At 66.0% G+C, this 23046-nt stretch carries 22 protein-coding genes; 11 read left to right on the forward strand and 11 right to left on the reverse strand.

Annotated elements, in window-relative coordinates:
• Window positions 1-22: 22 nt before the first annotated feature.
• Window positions 23-865: an SDR family oxidoreductase gene (locus tag ABZ789_RS09370; protein ID WP_358422342.1), complete on the forward strand. Its 843-nt coding sequence runs from the start codon at window positions 23-25 to the stop codon at window positions 863-865.
• Here ABZ789_RS09370 and ABZ789_RS09375 read toward each other — a convergent pair.
• On the reverse strand, window positions 851-1504 hold the full coding sequence (locus tag ABZ789_RS09375) for a TetR/AcrR family transcriptional regulator (protein WP_358422345.1): 654 nt from the start codon (window positions 1502-1504) through the stop codon (window positions 851-853). The genes ABZ789_RS09370 and ABZ789_RS09375 overlap by 15 nt on opposite strands.
• Before the next feature lie 131 nt (window positions 1505-1635).
• Between ABZ789_RS09375 and ABZ789_RS09380 the strand changes: the two genes are divergently transcribed.
• The 6 genes from ABZ789_RS09380 to ABZ789_RS09405 are packed head-to-tail and all read left to right on the forward strand — an operon-like array spanning window position 1636 to window position 8216.
• Window positions 1636-2934, forward strand: coding sequence for a hypothetical protein (locus ABZ789_RS09380; protein WP_358422348.1), 1299 nt, complete (start codon window positions 1636-1638; stop codon window positions 2932-2934).
• Between the two features lie 4 nt (window positions 2935-2938).
• A complete protein-coding gene (locus ABZ789_RS09385; RefSeq protein ID WP_358422351.1) occupies window positions 2939-4342 on the forward strand; it encodes an acyl-CoA reductase in 1404 nt (467 codons plus the stop codon).
• The gene (locus ABZ789_RS09390) at window positions 4335-5384 is read left to right on the forward strand and encodes an aldo/keto reductase (RefSeq protein WP_358422354.1); all 1050 of its coding nucleotides are present in this window, start codon (window positions 4335-4337) and stop codon (window positions 5382-5384) included. Before ABZ789_RS09385 ends, ABZ789_RS09390 begins: the two co-directional genes overlap by 8 nt.
• Window positions 5385-5416: 32 nt before the next feature.
• The gene (locus tag ABZ789_RS09395) at window positions 5417-6850 is read left to right on the forward strand and encodes an aldehyde dehydrogenase family protein (protein WP_358422357.1); all 1434 of its coding nucleotides are present in this window, start codon (window positions 5417-5419) and stop codon (window positions 6848-6850) included.
• Between the two features lie 20 nt (window positions 6851-6870).
• On the forward strand, window positions 6871-7320 hold the full coding sequence (locus ABZ789_RS09400; RefSeq protein ID WP_358422360.1) for a carboxymuconolactone decarboxylase family protein: 450 nt from the start codon (window positions 6871-6873) through the stop codon (window positions 7318-7320).
• On the forward strand, window positions 7317-8216 hold the full coding sequence (locus ABZ789_RS09405; RefSeq protein ID WP_358422363.1) for an NAD(P)-dependent oxidoreductase: 900 nt from the start codon (window positions 7317-7319) through the stop codon (window positions 8214-8216). Before ABZ789_RS09400 ends, ABZ789_RS09405 begins: the two co-directional genes overlap by 4 nt.
• 60 nt (window positions 8217-8276) lie before the next feature.
• Here the strand turns inward: ABZ789_RS09405 and ABZ789_RS09410 are convergent, their stop codons facing one another.
• From ABZ789_RS09410 to ABZ789_RS09455, 10 genes are all read right to left on the reverse strand, one after another.
• Window positions 8277-9038: an SDR family NAD(P)-dependent oxidoreductase gene (locus tag ABZ789_RS09410; protein WP_358422366.1), complete on the reverse strand. Its 762-nt coding sequence runs from the start codon at window positions 9036-9038 to the stop codon at window positions 8277-8279.
• Between the two features lie 101 nt (window positions 9039-9139).
• Window positions 9140-9937 (reverse strand): NAD(P)-dependent oxidoreductase, encoded by a 798-nt coding sequence (locus tag ABZ789_RS09415; protein WP_358422369.1) that lies wholly within the window; start codon window positions 9935-9937, stop codon window positions 9140-9142.
• Window positions 9934-10752, reverse strand: a complete 819-nt coding sequence (locus ABZ789_RS09420; RefSeq protein ID WP_358422372.1) for an NAD(P)-dependent oxidoreductase — start codon at window positions 10750-10752, stop codon at window positions 9934-9936. The genes ABZ789_RS09415 and ABZ789_RS09420 overlap by 4 nt, the downstream gene beginning before the upstream one ends.
• A gap of 28 nt (window positions 10753-10780) precedes the next feature.
• The gene (locus ABZ789_RS09425) at window positions 10781-11710 is read right to left on the reverse strand and encodes an alpha/beta fold hydrolase (RefSeq protein WP_358422375.1); all 930 of its coding nucleotides are present in this window, start codon (window positions 11708-11710) and stop codon (window positions 10781-10783) included.
• A complete protein-coding gene (locus tag ABZ789_RS09430; RefSeq protein WP_358422378.1) occupies window positions 11707-13407 on the reverse strand; it encodes an OB-fold domain-containing protein in 1701 nt (566 codons plus the stop codon). Before ABZ789_RS09430 ends, ABZ789_RS09425 begins: the two co-directional genes overlap by 4 nt.
• A gap of 14 nt (window positions 13408-13421) precedes the next feature.
• Window positions 13422-14768, reverse strand: a complete 1347-nt coding sequence (locus ABZ789_RS09435) for a cytochrome P450 (RefSeq protein WP_358422381.1) — start codon at window positions 14766-14768, stop codon at window positions 13422-13424.
• A 51-nt stretch (window positions 14769-14819) separates the two neighbouring features.
• On the reverse strand, window positions 14820-15011 hold the full coding sequence (locus ABZ789_RS09440; protein ID WP_358422384.1) for a ferredoxin: 192 nt from the start codon (window positions 15009-15011) through the stop codon (window positions 14820-14822).
• A gap of 85 nt (window positions 15012-15096) precedes the next feature.
• Window positions 15097-15957 carry a mycofactocin-coupled SDR family oxidoreductase gene (locus ABZ789_RS09445; RefSeq protein WP_358422386.1) on the reverse strand — a complete coding sequence of 287 codons (861 nt, stop codon included), beginning with the start codon at window positions 15955-15957 and terminating at the stop codon, window positions 15097-15099.
• A 38-nt stretch (window positions 15958-15995) separates the two neighbouring features.
• Window positions 15996-16700, reverse strand: a complete 705-nt coding sequence (locus tag ABZ789_RS09450) for an SDR family NAD(P)-dependent oxidoreductase (RefSeq protein WP_358423118.1) — start codon at window positions 16698-16700, stop codon at window positions 15996-15998.
• Complete coding sequence (locus ABZ789_RS09455; protein ID WP_358422389.1) at window positions 16697-17506, reverse strand: TauD/TfdA family dioxygenase; 810 nt, start codon at window positions 17504-17506, stop codon at window positions 16697-16699. Before ABZ789_RS09455 ends, ABZ789_RS09450 begins: the two co-directional genes overlap by 4 nt.
• A gap of 210 nt (window positions 17507-17716) precedes the next feature.
• Here ABZ789_RS09455 and ABZ789_RS09460 point away from each other — a divergent pair, with 210 nt between their 5' ends.
• Genes ABZ789_RS09460 through ABZ789_RS09475 form a run of 4 tightly spaced genes read left to right on the forward strand, consistent with a single transcriptional unit; the run spans window position 17717 to window position 22818 of the window.
• Window positions 17717-19216 (forward strand): aldehyde dehydrogenase family protein, encoded by a 1500-nt coding sequence (locus ABZ789_RS09460; protein ID WP_358422392.1) that lies wholly within the window; start codon window positions 17717-17719, stop codon window positions 19214-19216.
• Entirely contained in the window at window positions 19213-20418 is a 1206-nt protein-coding gene (locus ABZ789_RS09465; protein ID WP_358422395.1) for a CoA transferase, read from the forward strand. Before ABZ789_RS09460 ends, ABZ789_RS09465 begins: the two co-directional genes overlap by 4 nt.
• A gap of 52 nt (window positions 20419-20470) precedes the next feature.
• The gene (locus ABZ789_RS09470; RefSeq protein ID WP_358422398.1) at window positions 20471-21664 is read left to right on the forward strand and encodes an OB-fold domain-containing protein; all 1194 of its coding nucleotides are present in this window, start codon (window positions 20471-20473) and stop codon (window positions 21662-21664) included.
• The gene (locus ABZ789_RS09475; protein WP_358422401.1) at window positions 21661-22818 is read left to right on the forward strand and encodes a thiolase family protein; all 1158 of its coding nucleotides are present in this window, start codon (window positions 21661-21663) and stop codon (window positions 22816-22818) included. The genes ABZ789_RS09470 and ABZ789_RS09475 overlap by 4 nt, the downstream gene beginning before the upstream one ends.
• The last annotated feature ends 228 nt before the right edge of the window (window positions 22819-23046 follow it).

A 23046-nucleotide genomic window follows, 5' to 3' on the forward strand; every position in this document is an offset into this window, starting at 1 on the left:
TGACTCGAGAGGACTGCACATCATGACCACGGTGGGGATCGCGACCGGAGCGGGTCGCGGAATGGGATACGCGTGTGCGCAGCGCATGGTCGGCACGGTAGACGCCTTGTTGCTCGTCGACCTGGACGCCGACACCGTCGGTGCCACGGCCGACGAGCTGAACGGTGATCGGACGCGCGTCGAACCGTTCGTTCTCGACGTCACCGACGTCGACGGGCTGAACCGCCTCGCCGTCCGGGTGGCCGAACTCGGAACATTGCGGTCCGTCGCGCACGCCGCCGGGATCTCACCCACGATGGCCGACTGGCGGCGGATATTCGAGGTCGACCTGATCGGAACCGCGCGGATCGCTCGGGCGCTCCGCCCACTCGCGACGGCAGGCACTGCGTCGGTCTACTTCGCGTCGATGGCACCGAACATCGGCCGGATGCGGCCTTCGCCGGAAGAGGCCGCCGTGCTCGCGGATCCGCTAGCCGAGGACTTCCTCGACCGTCTCCGCGAGGTGGTGGGGGAGGCGCTCGAACATCCCGGCGTTGCCTATGCGTGGGCGAAATACGGTGTGCAGCAGTTCGCAAGGGACGAAGCTGTGCGGCTCGGGTCCGTCGGTGCCCGCGCGTGCTCCGTTTCGCCGGGCATCATCGACACTCCGCAGGGCCGGCAGGAGGCGGATCACAACGAGTCGATGGGCGAGATGGTGCGGGCGACGCCGCTCGGGCGCACGGGCCGGGCCGAGGAACTCGCCGCCGTCGTCGCATTCCTGTTGTCCGACGAGGCGAGTTTCGTCAACGGCACCGACGTGCTCGTCGACGGGGGTGTGGTGGCGTCGATCACCTCGGGAGCCGGACGCGCGTCAGTCCGGACGTAGACCGCGCAGGAAGAGGTCCACGACGGCCCGGACGTGGGCGTCGACGTCCTCGGCCTCGCGCGCGATCCCGAACGAGGCCAGGCGTGCCGGACCGCCGGACGCCATGGCCAGGAACAGTTCTGCGAGCGTGTCGGGGTCGTCGGCGACGATGCTCCCTGTCGCCGCGTGCCGGCTCAGCAGGTCCGCGACCTGCTTCTTGCGCGGCCAGTAACCCGGGCCCAATGCCTTCCGGGCGATGTCCGGATAGCGCGAGGCGTAGGCGATGGCGACCTGCTGGAGCTTGATCATCGACGGGTCGAGGGCGCGCCGGACGGCGGCCTCCGCGACGGCGGTCAGTGATTCGCCGAGATCGTCGTACTCGGGGATCTCGGGTTCGGGTGTGGGCCAGTCGGTGCGCTGCATGGCCCAGCCCAGAACGTACCGGAAGACGTCCTCCTTGGTCGGGAAGCGCGCGTACAGCGAGGGTTTCGTGGTGCCGGCCGCAGCGGCGATGGCGTTCATCGTCGTGCCCTCGTACCCGTTCTCGAGGAACAGTCGGAGTGCGGACTCGCGCACCGCGTCGTCGAGTCGGCTCGCTTCCTCCCTGGTAGGGCGTCCACCACGGCGTCGAATGTCCTGCTCGCTGCGAGTCGGGGTCATGAGTGCAGTGTGCCAAATCGTCTCGGGTCTGGACACAAAACTTTCCCTGTGGGTATGGTTACGTCAAGCATTTATCTATACCTTCCAGTAAAGTTATCGACGTTCCGCACCCAGAGGGCCGGAGGACTCACATGGCAGAAGCCACCCTGCAGAAAGACGTCGTCGCGACGCTGAACGCCTACTTCCGGGCACGACGGGACCAGGTCCCTGTGCTCGCGCAGCGCGCCGCCGACCAGGACATCACCGAGATTCGGTCGCGTGAGGACATGATCCCCCTGCTCTTCCCCCACACCACCTACAAGAGCTACCCCGAGACGCTCATCGCCAAGGGCCGGTGGGAGCAGATGAACCGCTGGCTCGGTTCGCTGTCGAGCCACCCTGTCGACGACGTCGACGTCTCCGGGGTCGCCGACGTCGACGGCTGGATCGCCGCTCTCGAGAAGGCCGGTCACATGGTCTCTAGCTCGAGTGGAACGAGCGGAAAAGGATCCTTCCTCAACAAGTCCCAGCGTGATATCGACGTGAACAAGCAGAATCTGCTCGACTGCTTCACCGCCCTCGGTCTCCCGCCCGAGAATCGCTGGCACGTCATACCCGTCGGCCCCGAGACGGGCCAGACCCAGCACAACGGGATACGCGATCTGATCATCCGTGAGTTCTCCCGCCCGGACGCCCTCCCGTTGTTCGACGGCGCACCGGTGGAAGGTTTCCACCGCTACATGGCCAGGCTGTCGGCGATGCGCCGCGCGATGGCCGACGGCACCGCCGCACCAGACGACATCGCACGCTTCGAAGCCGAATCCGCCGAACGCGCCGCACAGCAAGACCGGCGTCTGCACCACTTCGCCGACCAGATCATCGCGCACCGGTCCGAGGACATCCTCTTCAGTTCCCAGTTCCCCCAGCTGTTCCGCCTCTGCGAGATCCTGCGGGAGAAGGGGATCCAGGACGGCGACATCACGGGTAGCAATGCGCTCACCAGCGGTGGCGGACTGAAGGGAACGAACCTACCGGCCGACTACCAGGAGCAGATCTACCGAATGCTCAACATCGTTCCCGAGCGCTTCCTGCACTACTACTCCATGCAGGAACTCAACAACCGGATGTTCAAGTGTCCCGAAGAAGGTCGTTACCACGTTCCGGACGAGATCGTCCTGTTCGTCCTCACCAAGGACGGCAGCGCACTCGCCGAACCGGACGGCAACCTCGTCGAGGGCCGTGCCGCCTTCGTGGACACCACCGTCGACGGCCGCTGGGGCGGAACGATCTCCGGTGACCGGATCACCGTCGACCTCGGACCGTGCCCGTGCGGCCGGGCCGGCGAGACAGTGATGCCGAACATCGTCCGCTATTCCGATCTCGGCGACGACGACAAGATCACCTGCGCCGGAACGATGGACGCCTATGTCCGCGGACTCTCGGGAGAGTGACGAGATGGCCACGACCGCACCGGCCCGGACCCGGATCAAGGTCCCGCACTTCGTCCGCGGCGAACTGATCTGGGGTGAGGACAGCGAATACCTCTCCCGCGACTTCGGCGTCCCCTTCGTCACCCCGAAACTCGAATACAACGGCCTGTTCGCACCCCGCTCGGAGGTGGGACCGGCATTCGACGTGCCGATCTCCGAAATCATCGACTTCCTCGTCGAGACCGCGCAATACCTGACCCTGGAGAAGAACGAGTACCTCCAGGAATCCCTCGAGATGACCGTCCAGGTGAGTGCCCTTCCGCGTCGGATCATCGAGAACACCTTCGCCCGGCCCGGTCAGTTCCTCAGCCGGCAGGCGCTCGAATACCGGCTCGAACGCACCTTCGGCGGCCTCGACGTACTCGACGGCTGGGCCGAGCGCACCGATCCGAACGGCAACGTGAGCCGCGTCCGCGCCTTCCCGCCGCGCCTGGTCCACATGATGGCCGGGAACTCGCCTAGCGCCGCGATGACCACCATCGCCGATGCTGCGCTCACCAAGGGCGTCAACCTGTTCAAGATGCCCTCGGCCGACCCGTTCACCACGGTGGCGGTACTGCGCACGATGGCGGATATCGCCCCCGGCCATCCGGTGTTGCGGTCGATGTCCGCCGTGTACTGGCGCGGCGGCGACGAGAAGGTCGAGAACATCCTCTACCGCTCGCAGTATTTCGACAAGCTCGTCGCATGGGGTGGAGGCTCGGCCATCGAGAACGCCGCCCGCTATGCCGGACCGGGTTTCCAGCTGATCTCCTTCGATCCCAAGGTGTCGATGTCGATCGTCGGCCGCGAAGCCTTCGAATCCGAGGAGACCCTGCGCGAGGTCGCCGAACTGGCCGCCCTCGATGCGACCATCTTCAACCAGGACGCGTGCCTGGCGGCGCGACACATCTGTGTCGAGGGTGACGACGATCAGATCGACCGGTTCTGCGCCCTGCTGCACGAGCGGCTCGGCGTGGACCGGGATTTCGCCGAGGCCGTCGGACCGAAGCCCGACGCCGAGATCCGCGAGGCCGTCGAAGGAATGCGTTTCCTCGAGCCCGACTACAAGGTCTGGGGCAAACCCGACGGCAGTGGCTTGGTGGTGCGGTCCCCGGAGATGGTCGACTTCCACCCGACCAACAAGACCGTCAACGTCCTCCCGATCTCGACTCTGGACGAAGCCGCCTCCTACGCCACCGTGGCGACCCAGACCGTCGGTGTCTACCCGTCCCATCGGAAGGCGGAGATCCGGGACCGTCTCGCCACCGCGGGTGTGCAGCGCATTGTCAGACTCGGCAGCGCATTGAAGGGCAGCATGGGCAGCCCGCATGACGGCATGTATCCCTTGCATCGATTCGTCAACTGGGTGGTGGACGACGATGCCTGAGCGCTACGACGGCACCATGGCCCAGTGGGTGCTCGGCCCGTCGGGCATCCGGGTGAGCGAACTGTGCCTCGGTGCCATGACCTTCGGCACCGAGTGGGGCTTCGGCGCCGACGAGGAGACCTCCCGCCGCGTATACAGCGACTACCGCGCCGCGGGTGGCAACTTCGTCGACACCGCGAACAACTACACCAACGGGGCGAGCGAAGAGATGCTCGGCCGGTTCATCGCATCCGAACGCGACGCGGTGGTGGTGAGTACCAAGTACACGTTCCCAACCGACCCCGGCGACGCCAACTCGGGCGGCAGCAACCGGAAGAGCCTGCGCCGCAACGTCGAGACGAGCCTGCGACGACTCGGCACCGACTATCTCGACGTGCTGTGGGTGCACGCCTGGGATCGGTGCACCGCACCGGAGGAAACGCTTCGCGCACTGGACGATCTGGTGCGTTCGGGCAAGGTGCTGTCGCTGGGGATCTCCAATACCCCGGCGTGGGTGATCGCCCGTTCGGACGCCGTCGCCGAGCTGAGAGGCTGGACGTCGTTCAGCGCCCTGCAACTCGAGTACTCCCTTCTCGCCCGTACTCCCGAGCGGGAGCTGCTGCCGATGGCCGGCGAACTCGGATTCGCGGTCTGTGCGTGGAGTCCCCTCGCCCGGGGTGCGCTCGCGCGTGCGCACAGCGCCGAGACCATGGCACGGTTTCCCGAGAAGACGCGTCGCGTCCTGAACGTCACGCGCGAGATCGCCGACGAGCTGGGCACCTCCACCGCGCAGGTCGCCCTCGCGTGGGTGCGTCACCACGGGCTGATGATCTCCATCGGTGCGCGCACGCCCGACCAGTTGCGCGACAACCTCGGGGCGCTGACGTTGCGCCTCGACCCCGCACAGATCGCACGGCTCGACGACGCATCGGCGGTGCCGATGGGGTACCCGCACGACTTCCTCGAACAGCGTCGTGAGATGTTCGTTCCGGATGCCCTGCCGCCTATGGGTTCTCGACGTGAACCGTTACCGGCGGCACCGGCTGTGGACCAACAGGCCTGAGGATCATCGAGCACCCTGCGGAAGGCGACATCATGGACACACTCCACCATTGGATCGACGGCAAGCCGGTGGCGCCGAGCAGCGGTGAGTACGTCGACGCCACCGACCCGGCGACCGGTCGTGCCGTCAGGCGTGTTGCCCGGGGCAACGCCTTCGACGTCGACGCAGCGGTGCGGGCAGCGGCGGCCGCGGGCCCGGAGTGGCTGCAGATCCCCGCACTCGCGCGCGGCCGGTTACTCGTCGATCTGGCCCGCGCGATGCGTGAGGACGCGGACACTCTGGCCGCGCTGGAGACCAGCGAGACTGGCAAACCGGCCAAGGTCGCACTCGCAGAGGTGGAGAACTCGGCGACGTACTTCGAGTTCTACGGCGGGCTCGTCGGCATGCCCGCGGGCGAGACACTGGACGTGGCGCCGGACCAGCACGTCTACACCGTCCGCGAGCCGTACGGGGTCATCGGCGTGGTCACACCCTGGAATCTTCCGCTCAACCAGTCGGCGCGGGCCTGCGCACCCGCGCTGGCAGCGGGAAACACGGTGGTTCTCAAACCATCCGAGTTCACATCGGCGTCGAGTGTGCGACTCGCGCAACTCGCGAGCGAGGTCGGCTTCCCGCCGGGCACACTCGGCGTCGTTCTGGGCACGGGCGGGGAGGCCGGTGCTGCACTCGTCCACCACCCCGAGGTCGCCAAGGTCGCTTTCACGGGGTCGGTTCCGACCGGACGTGTCATCGGGAGTATCGCCGCGGAGCGCATCGTGCCGCTGACACTGGAACTCGGCGGCAAATCGGCGAACATCGTCTTCGCGGACGCCGACCTCGATGCGGCGGTGACGGGTGCCGTCCAGGCATTCACCTCGAACGCAGGACAGGTGTGTTCGGCCGGCACCAGGTTGCTCGTCCAGCGAGAGGTGCACGACGAGTTCGTCTCCCGTCTCGTCGAGAAGGTCGCGGCGATCCGAGTGGGCACCGATATGGGGCCGATCATCACCCGAGACCAGTTCGGCAAGGTGCAGGAGTATTTCAAGATTGCCGAGTCGGAGGGGGCCCGGCTCGAAACCGGCGGCCGAGTCTCCGCATTTGCGGAACAGTCCGGTGGATTCTTCGTCGATCCCACCGTCTATACGGGCGTGGACAATTCGATGCGGATCGCGCGGGAAGAGATTTTCGGGCCTGTTCTCGTGGTGATCCCGTTCGATACCGCAGACGACGCCGTGGCCGTTGCGAACGACTCCGACTACGGGCTCGTCGCCGGTGTGTGGACGCGGGATGTCTCCCGTGCCCTCACCGTCGGCGGGCGCCTGCGTGCCGGACAGGTCTTCGTCAACACCTGGTCGACGGCGTCGGTGCAGACACCGTTCGGGGGTTGGAAGAACAGCGGCTACGGGCGCGAGAAAGGCGTCGAGGCGCTGCACCACTACGGTCAGGTCAAATGCGTGACCGTCAAACTCGATTCGTCGCGGATGTGAATCCGCCGAAGGGAATACCGATGACGAGCAATGCCACTGCCGAAGACGCCGTGGACGCGGCGCACCGCACGGTGAGGGACTCCGGTCTGGCCGTGCGCCGGGAGGTTCTCGGGGACGAATACGTCGACGCCGCGTTGTCCCGCAGTGCCGGCACCGACGGCGAAGGACTGCAGGAGTACGTCAGCGAATTCGTGTGGGGCGGGGTGTGGACCCGCGAGGGACTCGAACGCCGCGACCGTTCGCTGGTCACCATCTCGCTCCTGATCGCGCTCGGCCAGCACACGGAGCTGGCCACCCATATCCGTACCGGGCTGCGGAACGGCCTGACGCGGAAGGAGATCTCGGAGACGGTGGTTCATGCGACCGCATACGTGGGTTGCCCGGCAGGGATAGCGGCGATGCGGGTCGTGCAGGAAGTTCTTGCGGCCGAACTCGGTCCGCTCACGGTAGAGACGGAGTCGGACGCATGAGCGAGCAGCGTGTAGGGCATATCGGCCTCGGCGCGATGGGACGACCCATCGCCCGGAATTTCGCGCGTGGCGGTCGTCGTCTCGTCGTCCGCGATGCCGACGCTGCCGCGCAGCAGCGGTTCGTGGACGAGAACCCCAACGCAGTGGGCGCGTCCGGATTCGCGGATTTCGCCGACTGCGACGTGGTCGTCCTGGTTCTGCCGACGAGCGACATCGTCGACGACGTCGTTCTCTCCGACGGCGGCCTACTGGGGCACCTGCAACCCGGAGCGGTGATCGTAGACATGGGGTCGAGCGTGCCGACGCGCACACAACGTCTCGCCGAGGCGGCCGCCGCGAAGGGTGTGCGCGTCGTCGACGCCCCCGTGAGTGGTGGCGTGGCACGTGCGGAGCAAGGCACCCTCGCCGTGATGGCCGGCGGTGACGCCGCTGTGGTCGACGGGGTGACGCCACTGCTCCAGGAAACCGGTAGCGAGATCATCCGCGTCGGGCCCGTCGGATCAGGACATGCGGCGAAGGCCCTGAACAATCTCCTCGCTGCGAACAACGTGCTCGTCGCTGCCGAGGCGCTGCTCGTAGGCAAGAAGTTCGGAATCGACCCGGCTACTCTGCTCGCGGTCCTCAACGCCGGCAGCGGACGCAATCAGGCCACGGAGACCAAGTACGAGAAGTTCGTGCTCTCCCGCTCATTCGATTCGGGGTTCGCGGCGTCCTTGATGCGCAAGGACATCGGGATCGCGCTCGACCTCGCGCACGATCAGGGGATCGCTCCCGTACTCGGTGAGGCGATCGGGCAGGTATGGAACTCTGCGGTCGAGGCCCTCGAACCCGGTGTCGATCAGACCGCCGTGGTTCGGTACCTGGAACAGGCGTACGGGGTGTCGTTGGAAGGCTGATACCTGCCTACGGTTGCTTCTCGATTCGGCCCCCGTGCCCCGTCTCGATGTGGCTGCCCGTCACCGCAGCACGGTGCCGCCGTCCACATTGACCACCTGTCCGTTGATCCACGACCCGTCATCGGACATCAGATAGGCCACCATGCTCGATACATCCGCGGCCTCGCCGAGGCGGGTGCTGCGGGTTCGAGCGAGCATGCCGTCGAGCAACTTCTGCGGTGCACCGTTGCGGATCTCATCGGTGAGGATCAGGCCTGGCGTCACCGCGTTCGCGCGGATTCCCTCACGACCCCACCGTGATGCGACATGACGTGCCAGGGCGTTGATGCCCGCCTTGGTCGCCGAGTACGCGGGTCGGCGCGGGTCACCGGTGAACGAGGCGATCGACGAGGTGTAGACGATCGTTCCGCCGCCACGTTCGAGCAGCTTCGGTACACAGTGACGGGTGACGAGCATGTGCCCGCGGAGATTGACGGCGACCGTCCTGTCCCAGATCTCGAGGTCGATGTCGACGACGTCGGTGTCCTTCGTGACCGCAGCCATGTCACCGGCGTTGATGTGGACGGCGTCGAGCGCTCCGTACGTCTCGGTCGTCGTCTCGACGAGCGCGCGGACGGAGTCGTCGTCCGAGATGTCGAATTGCACCGCCACTGCGGTACCGCCGGTCTCGGTGATCGTGGCGGCAGTACGTTCGGCGCCTTCGACGTCGATGTCTCCGATCACGACACGGGCGCCCTCACGGGCGAGGCGGCGGGCGGAATCGGCACCGAGGCCGGTCGCGGCACCCGCGACGAGCACGATCTTGTCCTTCAAGCCTTCCATGGAGCACCCTTTCGATCCGGACACGCAATATCGAGGATGAGTGCGGACGGCGTCCCGTGCCGTGAAGTCGAGCCACCACCCGGGACGCCTCGCCTGTCCGCCTATCGGGTGTGCGCGTCGATCGCCGTGTCGAGGACGCCGAGGTCTCCTCCGAGTTCCGACACGGCGGAGCGCACCACCGCCACGTCCTTGGTCAGGAATTCTCCGACAGCACTGCGGAACTCCGAGACCGACCCGCGCATGGCGATGTTCGCCATGACCTTGCACGACGAGCTGCCGTGCGGCAGAGCAGAGAACAACGCCGCCTCGTCGATTCCGAGCTGGCGGCCCAGTTCTGCTGCTTCGGCGAGCAAGCCGATCTCGGCCGCGAACAACGCGTTGTTCACCAGCTTCACCTTCTGGCCGCTTCCTGCGGCACCGACATGCAGGACGGGATCGCCGTAGCTCTTCAGCACAGGCGTCACCGCGGCGACGGCGTCGTCGGTTCCACCGAGGAACAGGGTCAGGGCGCCGGCCGCGATGTCGTGCGGACCGCCGCTGACCGCGGCGTCGATCACCGCGACACCGTGCGGTTCGGCGGCGGCGGCGAGCTTCTCCACCGTGCGCGGGCCGACCGTCGTGTGGACGACGAGCACCGACCCGCGCCGCATTCGCTCGAGTACTCCGTCGCTCAGGCAGACCTGGTGCACCTGCTCGTCGGTGAACACGCAGACCACGACCAGGTCGGTATCGGCACCGATGCCGGAGACATCGGAAACCGCAAGGGCACCGGCCTTCTCCACGGCTGCGCGCGCTTCGTCGTGCCGCGCGAGTACGCGCACGTCGTGTCCATCCGCGACGAGCCGTTCGACCATCGGCAGCCCCATACGTCCGGCGCCGACGAAGTGCACGCGACTCATCGCAGGTGTCCCATCTTTTCGAGGCTCGCATCGGCCGCGGTGAAGGTGATGCCCTCCGAGGCCCCGGCCGCCGCGGCGAGACCGGCCACGAGGCTCACGTCCTTCTTCAACAGCTCACCGGCGTGCCCACCGATCCGCTCGAGGCTGCCCCCGGCCGAGACCACGCGTCCGAGCGCGAAGCTGTTCGCAGAACCGTGCGAGACGACCTCACCGAGGCGGGTGGGATCGACGCCGAGTTCCGCGCCGAGCGCCAGGGTGTTCTCGGCCAGCGCCAGGTTCGCCGTGAACAACAGGTTGTTGAGGAGCTTCGCGACCAGACCTGCACCGAGGTCGCCGAGGTGCACCACCGGGTTTCCGTAGGTGGAGAACACCGGCCGGCACCGCTCCACGACGTCGCTCTCACCGCCGACCATCACGAGCAATGTGCCGGCAGCAGCGCCCATTCCACCACCACTGACCGGAGCGTCGACGAGCGAGATGCCACGTTCTCGTGCGGCTGCCTCGAGTTCGCGACAGGTGTCGGGATGAATCGTGCTGTGGACCGCGATGATGCCGCCCGCGTTCATTCCCGCGAGGACACCGTTCTCACCGGTGAGCACCTGACGCACGTCGTCGTCGTTCACCACACACAGGCAGACCAGATCGCTGTTCGCGGCGAGCTCGGCGGGGGATTCGGCGTACTTCGCGGCCGTATCGGAGTAGGAAGCGAGAGATTCCGGGCGGCGAGCCCAGAGCGTGGTCTCGTATCCGGCGTCCACGATGCGGCGGGCCATCGGCCCACCCTGGCTTCCGAGTCCGATGAATCCGACACGCATCACTGTGCCTCCGATCGGGAATGAGATGTCATAGGGCGGGGGTCTCCTGTTGCGCGATGCAGTCGTCGACGAATTCGAACACCGTTCGGTGGTAGGCCGGTCCGGCGTAGCCGATGCTGAGGTTGTGCCCGCCGCCCGGATGCAGATATGTGGTGACTGTCGGTGCCGCGGAGAATATCTCGGCAATATCCTCGAGCGCCTGTGCATCGTTGCGCCAGACCTTCTCATGTTCGGCGGCGGTGAAGTGCACGGGCACGCGGACCTGCGCGGCAAGGGCGGGAAAGTCCGAGGTCGGCCAGGCCGCGGTGACATCGGCCTCGTAATCCGGCGTGCGCGCGGCGATCGCGGCACCCCCGACGATGTCGGGCGGGTACAGCTCGGACGGTGTCCACAGCAGCTCACCGACTCCGCGGGCGTTCGCGTACCGTTCGCGCGTACCGAGGATCCCTGCGGCGAGTGCATGGTGTTCACGCCCGGTGCCGGACAACTCCATGCCGAGCACCTCCTCGCCCGGGTTCTCGACCGCCATGCGCACTGTCAGCTCACTGCCGACCGAATGTCCCCACAGGAACAGACCCGCGCCGCGAGGAGACGCACCGAGCAGCGCGTCGACGGTGCGGCAGGCGAGGTGCACACGTCGGGCGGGGGCGCCGAGCTCCTCCCGGTGCGGCCGCGACGATCCGTAGCCGGGGCGGTCCGGGGCGATCACGGTGAATCCGTGAGCGACGGCCTCACGCATCATCGACAGTTCGGGATGTCCCGGGCAGTCCCAATAGGCCGCGCGTGCAGCGCCTCCGTGCAGTGCCACGATCACGGCTCGGGGTTCGGCCGCTTCGGCGACCAGGGCCGACATGGGGATTCCCTCGACATCGACGACGCGGGCTACGGGTGAGACGTCTCCCGCGCCGCCGACGTGAGCCTCCTCGATCGGTGAGGACTGTGTGCGGGCGGTACTCATGTGTCGCTCCGCAGCAGCATCGCGCTGCCGGGAGTGAGCCCCCCGCTGCTGACCACGGCGACACGCGCGTCACGAACCTGGCGGTCGCCGCCTTCGCCGCGAAGCTGGGTGACCGCTTCATGGACGAGGCCCATGCCGTGGGTTCGACCGTGCGAAAGCTGGCCGCCGTGCGTGTTGAGGGGGAGTATGCCGTCGCGGGCGATGTTGTGGCCGCCGTCGAGGAAGTCCTTGGCCTCACCGATCTTGCAGAAGCCGAGCGCTTCGATCCACGACAGTGCATTGAAGGTGAATCCGTCGTACAGCTGTGCGACGTCCACGTCCTCGGGACTCAGCGACGTGCGCGACCACAGGTGCGCGGCCGGCCCGAGGACCTGTGGTTCGTGGGTCAGGGTGCTCTGATCCCATTCGATACGCTCGACGATCTGAGTGCCGACAGCCTCGACACGGATGGCTGGTTTGGCGAGGTCGCCGACCGTATCGGCTGCCGAAACGATAACCGCAACCGCGCCGTCGCACGGCACGTCGCAGTCGTACAGACCGAACGGGGTGGTGACCGGCCGGGCCGACAGGTAGTCGTCCATCGTCATCGGGTCGCGGTAGATCGCGGTGGGATTGACCGCGGCGTTGGCCCGCTGGTTGAGGGCGATCCACCCGAGAGTCTCTCGGGTGGCCCCGTAGCGATGAAAGTAGCGTTGCGCGTTCTGCGCGAGAGTGTGCGCGGCGGAGGTGCCGCCGAACGGCACCATCCAGCTGGGTGTGCGGCCGCCGGGTGGGCTGATGTCGCCGGCCTTGACGTATTCGCCGTAGGTGGATTCCCACAGGGTGCGGTAGCAGAGCACGTGGCGGGCGAGCCCGGCGGAGACCGCGAGCATCGCAGCGATCACAGACCCGCTGGGGCCCGGTGTTTCGAGACCGCCGTTGAACCAGGTCGGTCGTAGGCCGAGTGCGGCTTCGACGGCGCCGATACCGCCCTCGCTGAAACCGACGACGGGGCCGGCGCCGGGATAGGTGGACAGTCCGTCGATGTCGTCGAGCGTCAATCCTGCATCGGCGACGGCACGTTCGCATGCCTGCACGGTCAGTTCGATGGGGTCGACCATCAACCTGCGACCGAGGTCGGACGCGCCGATACCGGTGATCGCGACCTTGTCCTCGAACTTGTCCTGTGTTGCGGCGGGCCGGATATGGAATCGGATCTGTTCGGGTTCGATCTCGTCCGTCGGAAGCGGAGCAGGTTCTCCCTGCTCCGCCGTCGGACGGAAGAGCGGCAGCCACACGTCGCCGTCCTGGTGGAAGACGACCTCCATGCGCATGCCCAGTACGAGTTCGTCGGGCTCGCATTCGATCACGTTCGTCGTCAGGCGCACCCGAGGATCGTCCTCGAGTGCGACCTGCGCGATGACGAACGGCGGTTTCAGTCCTGGCAGACCGAAACGGTGGTTGACCGTGAATCCGATGAGGGTCGCGAAGCCGGAGACGACGCGGACTCCCATCTGCCGACCCCGGCAGTAACGGCAGATCGGCTGAGGAGGATGGATGAGAGCCGAGCACGACTCGCATTCGCGGATCCGCAACCGGCCGTCTTCGCCGGATTTCCAGAAGAACTTGTTCTGAGGGGTCAGCTGGGGCAGAGGACGTCCGGATCTCTTCGTGGCCCCGTCCCGGTTTTCACGGTCGACCACCGTCGAGTCAGCCAATTGTGCCGGTTTCCTTACTTCTGTGCCGTGATCGGAGCGGCGAGCTCCTGCTCGTCGATGATTACCTGCAACTTCTCGAGCGTCTCGTCGAGTCCTGCGCCGAGACGAGGTCCGGGCGTGAAGGTCGCCGGCAAGTGCCGCATTCCTTGGATGACGCCGATCGAGTCGTAGTGCACGGTGCCTTCCGGATCACACTTGTAGTCGGGCATCCGGTCGAGCACGGCGAGGAGCATGCGCTTGAACACCGTACGTGCCAGGTTCGATCCGATGCACCGGTGAACTCCGAGCCCGAAACTGAAGTGGCGGTTGCCCTTCCGTTCGAGATCCACGGTGTTCGGGTCGTCGAAGAGCGCCGGGTCGCGATTGGCCATCGCCCACGACAACCACAGGCGTTCACCTTCCTTGAACTGCGTGCCCTTGAACTCGCAGTCGGAGGCGAAGGTGCGGCCGTCACCGGGGGAGGGGGTGAAGTACCGCAGGAACTCCTCGGTGGCGCTGTCGAGGAGGCTGTCCCGTTCCTCACTGAGCCGTTCACGCTCGTTCGGGTTCTGGCTCAGCCACTCGAGTGCGTGCGACGTCAGTGCCGTGGTGGTGTCGAAACCGCCACCGATCAACAGGCTCAAGATGCCGAGAAGCTCCATGTCGTCGGGCTTCTCGCCGAGAACCTCGACGTCGGCGATCGCGTTGATCAGGCCGGGACGGGGCTTCTCGCGGATCTCCATCAGATTGGTGATCAGATCGATGCCCATATTGCGGTGCAGTTCCCCGACCCGGGCGATGTCGGGAGAGTCCGGCGGGGTGTAGATCGCGGCGTGGACCGGTTCGCAGTACACCTCCCACTTCTTGATCGGAACACCGAGCATCGCGAGGGTGATCACGGCCGGCACGATGTTCGCGAGATCGTCCACGAAGTCGATGCGGCCGCTCTCGATCTTCTCGTCGAGGCTTGCGCGGACCACCTCGTCGATGATCGGGATCCACTTCTTGATCGCCGCGGGGGACAGGTACGGGTTGAGCAGGGCGCGGAACTCACGGTGTTCCGGATCGTCCATCTCCAGGATTCCGCCGCGTACACCGGAGGCGCGCTCGGCGGTGGGAATCATGATGCCCTTGTAGCCTTTTCGGACACCCTTGATGTCGTGGTCGTTCGAGACGTCCGGGGATCGCACGAGGTTGAAGACCTCGTCACTTCCTGCGGCGACCCAGTGTCCGCCGTGCGTGTCCGACCACGCCATCGGGCACTTCGACTGCATCTCCTCGGTGATGTCGAGGAACTTGTCGCGGTAATCGGGGGCGTGCCGGTCGAACTGGTAGACGGGGGTCCGGTGGCTGTTGTCGGCAACGGTGTCGTCGACACTCATGGTTGTCCTCTCTGACATTCCGAGTGAGGGGCGGGTCGAGAACTTGGATGTTCAGGAGATCTCGATGGCCTGTTCGGGGCAGGAGCGTGCGGCTTCGCGCACGGCTTCCTCGAGATGCGCCGGGACGTCCTCGACGACGGCGGTGGCGTGGCCGTCGATGTCACTGAGTTCGAAGACCTCCGGTGCTGCCATTGCGCACAGGGTGTGTCCCTGGCAGCGAGCGGCATCGACTTTCACCTTCACGTTGTTCCTCCCGGTTGATGTGGTTTGTTTCTTCGGGCTGTAGACGTCCTCGGACTCGAGAATCCCGTCGGTGACGGGCGGAGGGTCAGATGTGGAAGTCGTACCACTTGAGGTAGCCGCCCCCGTCCACACGCATCTGCATGCCGGTGACGTACCTCGATTCGTCCGACGCGAGGAACAGGACCATGTTGCTGGAGTCCTCGGGTTCGATGTAGGGGATCCGCATGGCCTGCTGGACACCGAAGGCGGGCTCGGCGTCCTGGCGGGTGGGATGCTCGAGGTCGGGACGGAACGACCGGTACATCGGTTCGCTCTGCAGCATGTCGGTGTTGCAGTTGGTGGGGTGGAGGACGTTGGCGCGGATCCCGCGAGGTGCGAGATGAGTGGCGAGGGTGTGGATGAACTGAGTCAGCGCGCGCTTGGAGAAGACGTAGGCGACGCCTCCGAGATCCTTGCCGGGCTGGTCGACCTTCGAGACGTCCATGAGCGCGGCGGTTGATCCGGTAGCGATGATCGATGCGCCCTCGGACAGGTGGGGCAGTGCCGCGTGAACCGCGTTCATGGTGCCGACGAGGTTGGTGTCGACCACATCGGTCCACGCCTCCGTCTGCGGTTCACCCTTCATGCCGGCGACGCCGGCCTGGGCGACGACGATGTCGAGCTTGCCGAGTTCTGCAATGCCCTGCTCTACAGCAGCTTTCATCTGTGCGGAGTCGCGCACGTCGGCCTCGATGGCGACGATGCGGCGGCCTTCCTTCTCGACCAGACGCACGGTTTCCTCGAGATCCTCGGGAGTCGCCATCGCGTAGCCCATGGAGTCGATGTTCTTGCAGATGTCGACTGCGATGATGTCGGCACCCTCGGAGGCGAGCTTGACCGCGTGGCTGCGGCCCTGTCCCCGGGCGGCACCGGTGATGAAAGCGACCTTGCCTTCGACACGTCCCACTGGATTGTCCTTTCGATCGGGTTCGGCGGATGGGATGTTCAGGTGTTACGCCCGCCGTTGACCCCGAGGATCTGGCCGGTGATGTATCCGGCTTCTTCCGAGATCAGGAAGGAACATGCGGCGGCGATATCTTCGGGCTGTCCGACTCGGCGGACCGGTGTGCGCTGGATGTGCTCGTCGATGGTTCCGCCGAGGAGTCCTTTGTCGGCGGAGCGGTGCAGCATGGGGGTTTCGACGAAGCCCGGGGGAACGGCGTTGACCGTGATGCCGGACGGGCCGTATTCGAGTGCAAGAGATTTGGTGAGCCCGTTGACGCCGGCCTTGGAGGAGACATAGGCGGTCATGAACTGTTGTCCGGACTGGGCACTCGACGACGAGATGTTGACGATGCGCCCCCAGCCGGCCTCCATCATGTCGGGCAGCGCAGCCTGCACGCAGTGGAAGACACCACCGAGATTCACGTCGACGACCTTCTGCCAGGTCGCGTAGTCGATGTTGTGGAAGCGCTTGTAGAGCTCGAGACCTGCACCGTTGACGAGAATCGTCACGGGGCCGAGCTGCTCGCGGATCTGTGCGAAGGCGTCGTCCACCTGTGCGCGGTCGGACACGTCGACCTTGTACTCGAGCTCCTCGCCGGAAGGATTGAGATCGAGCACAGCGACCTGGTGTCCGTCCTTACGCAGACGTTCGGCGATGGCCTTGCCGATACCGGAACTGCCTCCGGTGACTACTGCTGTCTTCACTGCCACGGCTCGTCACCCACGATCGTGGTGCGGCGCATGAGTCGTTCCGACGAGGGGTCGTACGGCAGCGCACGGTGCAGCATGCCCGTGTTGTCCCAGACCACGAGGTCGCCGACGGCCCACTCGTGCGAATAGCAGAACCGCTCCTGCGTGGTCCACGCGAGAAGTTCGTCGAGAAGCTCGCGGCTCTCCTCGGGGCGCATACCGACGATGTGATCGGCCGTGGCGCCGATGACCAGGGAGCGCCGTCCGTCGCGACGCTCCCAGACCAGGGAAGATTCGCGCGGAGGGAGCGCACGCCAGCGTGCTACCTGCTCTTCGGTCGGGTCGGGATAGACGAGGCGCTGCGCGGCTTCGAAACTGTGGACGACGCGCAATCCTTCGTACCGCTTCTTCTCGTGCTCGGGAAGATTCTCGTAGGCGGCGTAGGTACTGGCGAATTCCGTTCCGCCGCCGACCATTGCGACGTGCCGGGCCGTGAGGGTGGTGGCCTTCGCCGGTACCTCGTTGGTGGTGTCGTCGATGTGCCAGTGGAACGTTCCCTTGAGGTACTCCGCCGACGGTGTCTTCGCGGGATCCAGCGAGACCGTGAAGATCTCCTGTCCCGGGGCCGGCATGACGACCTTGCCGAGATGGCGGCTGAAGGCCAGCTGAGCCTCGTCGTCGAGTCCGATACCGCGAACTAGAAGTACGCCGCGCCATTTGAGTGCTTCGAGCAACTGGGCGACGACCCGATCGTCGTCGAGGCTGTCGACGCCGGTGACTTCTACTCCGAGTGTGGGGCTCAGCGCTGTAGTGCTGATCACAAGAATCTCCCTTCCGGTTGCGAGAACCATACTCTCGGGCGAATGTGCGTCGCAAGACCCGGAGATTTCGTCTAGTCGCGCCTCGATGCAGTGGTGCGGATCACTGATGGGGCTATCCCGGCGGAGTGCTACTTGCTAAAGTTCTCGTAAGTCGTACAGAGAAATTCTCTGATATGAGAATGATATTTCCACACGAGGCTAGGAGATGGGATGTCAGTGCAGGAGAACGGGGCGACCGCTGTAGCCGATGGTGCGGGCACCGGTGACGTGACGAAACGCCTGCTCATCGACGGGCAGCTGGTCACGGCCGAGCGCAGTTTCGCCTCCTACAACCCGGCCACGGGAGAGGTGGTCGGTCACGCCCCCGACGCCGGTATCGAGGAAGCGGAGGCCGCGATCCGCGCAGCGCGACGCGCCTTCGACACGACCGACTGGTCCACGAACGTCGAGTTCCGGGCCAAGTGCCTCGACCAGCTCTACCAGGCCCTGCGCGACAACATCGAGGAGCTCCGCGAGCTGACCATTGCGGAGGTGGGTGCGCCGCGGATTCTCACCTACGGCAACCAGCTCGACGCCCCGATCGAGATCGTGAAGTACTACGCGGATCTGCTGCGCAAGACCGAATTCACGGAGGACCTCGGCGACGTCGAGTTCCGGGGGCAGCCCCACCGCCGCTGGGTGGAGAAGGAAGCGGCCGGCGTGGTCGCCGCGATCGTCGCCTACAACTACCCGACGCAGCTGGCGATGGCCAAGCTGCCGGCCGCTCTCGCCGCCGGCTGCACGATCGTGCTCAAGGGTGCGCCCGACACCCCGCTCGTGACGCAGGCCCTGGCCGAGGTGATCGCCGAGCACACCGACATCCCCGCCGGCGTCGTCAACATCATCTCGTCGTCACAGGTCGCTCCCGGGGAACTCATGACGACCCATCCCGACGTCGACGTGGTCACCTTCACCGGGTCCACACCCGTGGGCAAGAAGATCATGGCCGCGGCAGCGGACTCGCTCAAGAAGGTCTTCCTCGAGCTCGGCGGCAAGTCGGCCCTCATCGTCCTCGACGACGCCGACTTCTCCACCGCCGCTCAATTCGCCGCATTCAGCATCTGCTCGCACGCCGGGCAGGGATGCGCGCTGACCACGCGTCTGCTCGTCCCCCGCGACAAGCACGACGAGATCGTCGCGCTGGTCGCGGCGATGATGCAGAACGTACCTTTCGGTGATCCGTCGAACCCGAAGATGTACATGGGTCCGGTCATCAGCGAGAAGCAGCGCGACAAGATCCACGCCATGGTCGAACGCGCCGTTGCCGACGGCGCCACCCTCGCGACCGGAGGCGAGAAGGTCGACCCGGGCTGGTTCTACAAGCCCACCCTGCTCGCCAACGTCGATCCTGACAGCGAGATCGCGCAGGAAGAGGTATTCGGTCCGGTCCTCGCCGTGATTCCGTTCGACGACGACGACGATGCCGTGCGCATCGCCAACAACTCCAAGTACGGACTGTCGGGCGGAGTTCTCACCGCCGACGAGGAGCGTGGCATCGCGATCGGCCGTCGTATCCGCACCGGCACCTTCTCGGTCAACGGCGGCAACTACTTCAGCCCCGACGTTCCGTTCGGTGGCTACAAGCAGTCCGGAATCGGCCGCGAGATGGGCAGGGCCGGCCTCGAAGAGTTCCAGCAGCTCAAGGCATTCTCGAAGGTGGTGACCTCGTGAGGCCTCTCGAAGGTGTCCGCGTCGTCGAGGTCGCGATGTACGGATTCGTTCCCTCGGCGGGTGCAGTGCTCGCCGAGTGGGGCGCCGATGTCATCAAGATCGAACATGCGGTGACCGGTGACCCGCAGCGCGGCCTGCGGCAGACAGGAACGTTGCGTGTCGAGGGCGATCCCAATCCCAATGTGGAGCACGCCAATCGGGGCAAGCGCAGCCTGGGTCTGGATATCTCGATCCCCGAGGGTCGCGAGGTGCTGCTCGAACTCGCTCGCGGCGCCGACGTCTTCCTCACCAGCTTCCTGCCCAAGGTGCGCACGAAGCTGCAGATCGACGTCGACGACATCCGTGCGGTCAACCCGAAGATCGTCTACGCACGCGGCAGCGCCCTCGGTCCGCGGGGTGTCGAATCCGGCAAGGGCGGATACGACATGACGGCATTCTGGGCGCGCGCCGGTGTTGCCGCCACGCTCACTCCGCCCGGGGTCGAAGGGATGATCGCCCCTCCCGGACCGGCCTTCGGCGACACGATCTCCGGTACGAATCTCGCCGGGGGTATCGCAGCAGCGCTGTTCAAGCGCGAACGGACCGGTGAGCCCTCGGTGGTGGACGTCTCGCTGCTCAGCAGTGGCGTGTGGGCTATGGGCCACACCATCGCGCTGTCCGCACATCTCGGGCAGCACCTGGAGGCTCCGAAGCCCGGTGGCCATGGTGCCCCGACCAATCCGCTGTCGGGCGTGTACCGCACGGCGGACGGACGCTTCGTCTCGTTCGTCATGTTGCAGCCGGCACGTTTCTGGGCCGACGTGTGCAAGCACATCGAGCGGCCCGACCTGATCGACGATCCGCGCTTCGCCGACGCCGCGTCGATCGCCGCGAATACGGCGGACGCTGTCGAGATACTCCGCGAGGTCATCGGCAGCCGCTCACTCGCCGAATGGACCAAGCGGTTCGGCACGCTCGCCGGGCCGTGGGCGCCGATCCAGGACTCGCTGCAGGTGGTGAGCGATCCACAGGTCCGCGACAACGAATACCTGATCAAGGCAGGCGAACTCGAACTCGCCGCCAATCCGGTGCAGTTCGACGTGACTCCGCCGAACACCGGTCCGGCACCGGAGTTCGCAGCCCAGACCGAGGAGATCCTGCAGGAAATCGGACTGGATTGGGAGCGCATCATCGAACTCAAGACAGCGGGTGCAGTCACCTAGGCAGTGTTTCGAGAGTCGGCCGGTCGGGCCGCACCCGGTCCAGGGAGGGCTTATGCCATATATCGCATCGATCGGAACGTATCTGCCGTGCTGGGGCGCTCCGAACGCCAGAATCGCAGGTGACGACGAGGATGCCGTCACCCTCGCCGTCGAGGCGGGCAGAGCTGCACTGGAAGGCGGAGGGTCGGTCGAGTACGTCGTACTCGTCGGCCGGGACCTGCCCTTGACGGAGAGCAGCAACGCGGCGGTTCTGCTCGCCGGTCTCGGGCTCGATCCGGAACTCGAGGTCGTCGAGCGTCTCGGCGGAGCCCCCGCCACACTCGACGCCCTCGGGTCGGCACGGCCGCGCACCCTGGTCATCGGGGTCGACCTGAACACCGCCGGTGCGGCAGCGGCGCTCACCTCCGATCACGGACTCCAGGTGCGCACCGCCGCGCGGGTGTCCCGCAGCCTCCCGGTCCGCACGCGGAACGATTCCGGCGACATCCACGACTACGGGGACCCGAGGTTGCTCCGGAAGCGTGGTTATCTCGCCTCGCTCGCGACGGCCTGGGTGGACACCCCGGCCGTCGTGGCAGGCGTTCCCGCGGCCCAGGCAGCCGCACTCGCTGCCACGCAGAGCACGGAACTGCCGACGACCGGGGCGAGTTCGGCGCTTTTCGCTCTGGCGGCCATGGCGGAGGCGGGGATCACCGGGCCGCTCGTGGGCATCGAACAGGCCAGCCTGTCCGGTATCACTGTCGTGGGTGGGGTGGCCGAAGTCCGAAGACAGGAGAAACACGCTCGGCCCGTGCCGGATTCGGCCCGGACGATGCCCGGCGAGATCCCGATCTCCCTGGCAGCCTACGAGCGGGCATTCGAAGCCAAGGTGCGCTGGGAGGGCGGTCGCTTCCTCGACAGCGATCAGGTCGACTTTCCTCCCCGGTACCGTGTCGGTGAGGACGGCTCGCTCCGGACCGATTACACCTTCGTCGAATTACCGCGTACCGGAACGGTATACACCGAGGTGACCGTTCACGTCCCCGTTCCGGGCCTGCGGACACCGTATTCACTCGTCGTCGTCGATCTCGACGGTGTGAATGTGCGTGCGCTGGTGCGGGTCACCGGTGCCGTGGCCGGCAGCGTCGACATCGGTGACCGGGGACGCCTGGTGCTCCGGCGCGTCGCCGTGCGCTCTGGTGTCCCCGACTACGGGTACGCATTCGAACCCGATCCGGGATCCGTGGACGAGGAGGAGGCCGCATGAGAAAGGTCGCGATCGTCGGTGCAGGAATGACCCCCTTCGCCGAGCACTTCGCTCTCGGCATCAGGGATCTGCTTCCGATGGCGTACTCGGAGTGTGCCGCGAGCGTGGACAAGGGTGTCGGGAAGTCGGACATCGACGCTGCATGGTTCGGGTCGATGGGAACGACGGACGGGTTCCCGTCCGGGATCCTCGCCGACACTCTGGGCTTGCACGACATCCCGGTCACGCGGGTCGAGAACTCTTGCGCCACAGGACACGACGCGATCCGCAACGCCGTCTACGGAATCGCCTCAGGTGCTTGCGACGTCGCGCTCGTCGTGGGAGCCGACAAGCTCCGGGAGACGGCATCGAAGGGGATGCTCTGGGAGTGGGAATCCATGACGCGAGACATGGCGTGGGATTTCCCCCTCGGGCTCGCGCAGGCCGGCTTCGCCCTGCACATGCGGCGCTACCTGTACGAGTCACCGGCCACCCGTGAGCACATGGCGATGGTGGCGGTGAAGAACCACCGCAATGCATCGAACAATCCCAAGGCATGTCGCCGATTCGAACTGACGGTGGAGCAGGTCCTCGCAGCCGACACCGTGGTGACCCCCTTCGGTATCTACGACTGCGCGCCGCAGAGCGACGGCGCGGCTGCGCTGATTCTGGTGGCGGACGACGTCGTCGATCGCTACACCGACCGACCAGTGTGGATCCGCGGTACCGGCGTGGGATTCGACGCCGTGATGCATCAGCACAAGAGCGATCTCACCTCGTTCGCCGCGACCCGCCGGGCGGCGCGGCAGGCGTTCGGCATCGCAGGAATGGCGCCGGCCGATATAGACGTCGCCGAGATCCACGACTACTTCACCGGTATCGAGATCATCTCGTACGAAGATCTCGGCTTCGCCGAACGCTTCGAGGGTTTCAAACTACTGGAGGCGGGTGTCACCGAGGTAGGAGGAACGTTGCCGGTCAATCCCAGTGGTGGTCTCAACACGAAGGGACACCCGCCCGGCGCGACCGGCGTCGCTCAGTGCGTCGAACTGTTCGAACAACTCCGCGGACATGCGGCCAATCAGGTCGACGGTGCGCGGACGGGCCTCGCCCACAATGTGGGAGGGCCCACGGCTGTCGCCGCCGTCACGATCCTGGAGGGCCCTGGCGCCTGAGCCGAATACCACGAGAACCCGTGCGTCCACGCGACGTGCGGGTTTTCGCCTTCTCGGGGTCCGGTTCCGGGGTTCTTTCGAACAATCTGCAGTACTGCATCCAAATATCCTGCAGCACTGCAAGATTGCCGTTCTGTATTCTTAGTAATTTGATTTCTGTTTTCTGCAATCCGTATTGCCGCAGCCACATGCAGGCTCTAATGTGTGGGGCATCACAGGTAGTGCACT

This window comes from Rhodococcus sp. NPDC047139 (assembly GCF_040643435.1).
GTDB lineage: Bacteria > Actinomycetota > Actinomycetes > Mycobacteriales > Mycobacteriaceae > Rhodococcus.

Excerpts from the sequence above, each read along its gene's own strand:
- ABZ789_RS09380 (WP_358422348.1), top strand. The coding sequence starts at position 1,636 with ATGGCAGAAGCCACCCTGCAGAAAGACGTCGTCGCGACGCTGAACGCC.
- ABZ789_RS09405 (WP_358422363.1), top strand. The coding sequence starts at position 7,317 with ATGAGCGAGCAGCGTGTAGGGCATATCGGCCTCGGCGCGATGGGACGA.
- ABZ789_RS09375 (WP_358422345.1), bottom strand. The coding sequence starts at position 1,504 with ATGACCCCGACTCGCAGCGAGCAGGACATTCGACGCCGTGGTGGACGC.
- ABZ789_RS09435 (WP_358422381.1), bottom strand. The coding sequence starts at position 14,768 with ATGAGTGTCGACGACACCGTTGCCGACAACAGCCACCGGACCCCCGTC.
- ABZ789_RS09390 (WP_358422354.1), top strand. The coding sequence starts at position 4,335 with ATGCCTGAGCGCTACGACGGCACCATGGCCCAGTGGGTGCTCGGCCCG.
- ABZ789_RS09410 (WP_358422366.1), bottom strand. The coding sequence starts at position 9,038 with ATGGAAGGCTTGAAGGACAAGATCGTGCTCGTCGCGGGTGCCGCGACC.
- ABZ789_RS09415 (WP_358422369.1), bottom strand. The coding sequence starts at position 9,937 with ATGAGTCGCGTGCACTTCGTCGGCGCCGGACGTATGGGGCTGCCGATG.
- ABZ789_RS09395 (WP_358422357.1), top strand. The coding sequence starts at position 5,417 with ATGGACACACTCCACCATTGGATCGACGGCAAGCCGGTGGCGCCGAGC.
- ABZ789_RS09425 (WP_358422375.1), bottom strand. The coding sequence starts at position 11,710 with ATGAGTACCGCCCGCACACAGTCCTCACCGATCGAGGAGGCTCACGTC.
- ABZ789_RS09400 (WP_358422360.1), top strand. The coding sequence starts at position 6,871 with ATGACGAGCAATGCCACTGCCGAAGACGCCGTGGACGCGGCGCACCGC.
- ABZ789_RS09420 (WP_358422372.1), bottom strand. The coding sequence starts at position 10,752 with ATGCGTGTCGGATTCATCGGACTCGGAAGCCAGGGTGGGCCGATGGCC.
- ABZ789_RS09475 (WP_358422401.1), top strand. The coding sequence starts at position 21,661 with ATGAGAAAGGTCGCGATCGTCGGTGCAGGAATGACCCCCTTCGCCGAG.
- ABZ789_RS09470 (WP_358422398.1), top strand. The coding sequence starts at position 20,471 with ATGCCATATATCGCATCGATCGGAACGTATCTGCCGTGCTGGGGCGCT.
- ABZ789_RS09460 (WP_358422392.1), top strand. The coding sequence starts at position 17,717 with ATGTCAGTGCAGGAGAACGGGGCGACCGCTGTAGCCGATGGTGCGGGC.
- ABZ789_RS09385 (WP_358422351.1), top strand. The coding sequence starts at position 2,939 with ATGGCCACGACCGCACCGGCCCGGACCCGGATCAAGGTCCCGCACTTC.
- ABZ789_RS09370 (WP_358422342.1), top strand. The coding sequence starts at position 23 with ATGACCACGGTGGGGATCGCGACCGGAGCGGGTCGCGGAATGGGATAC.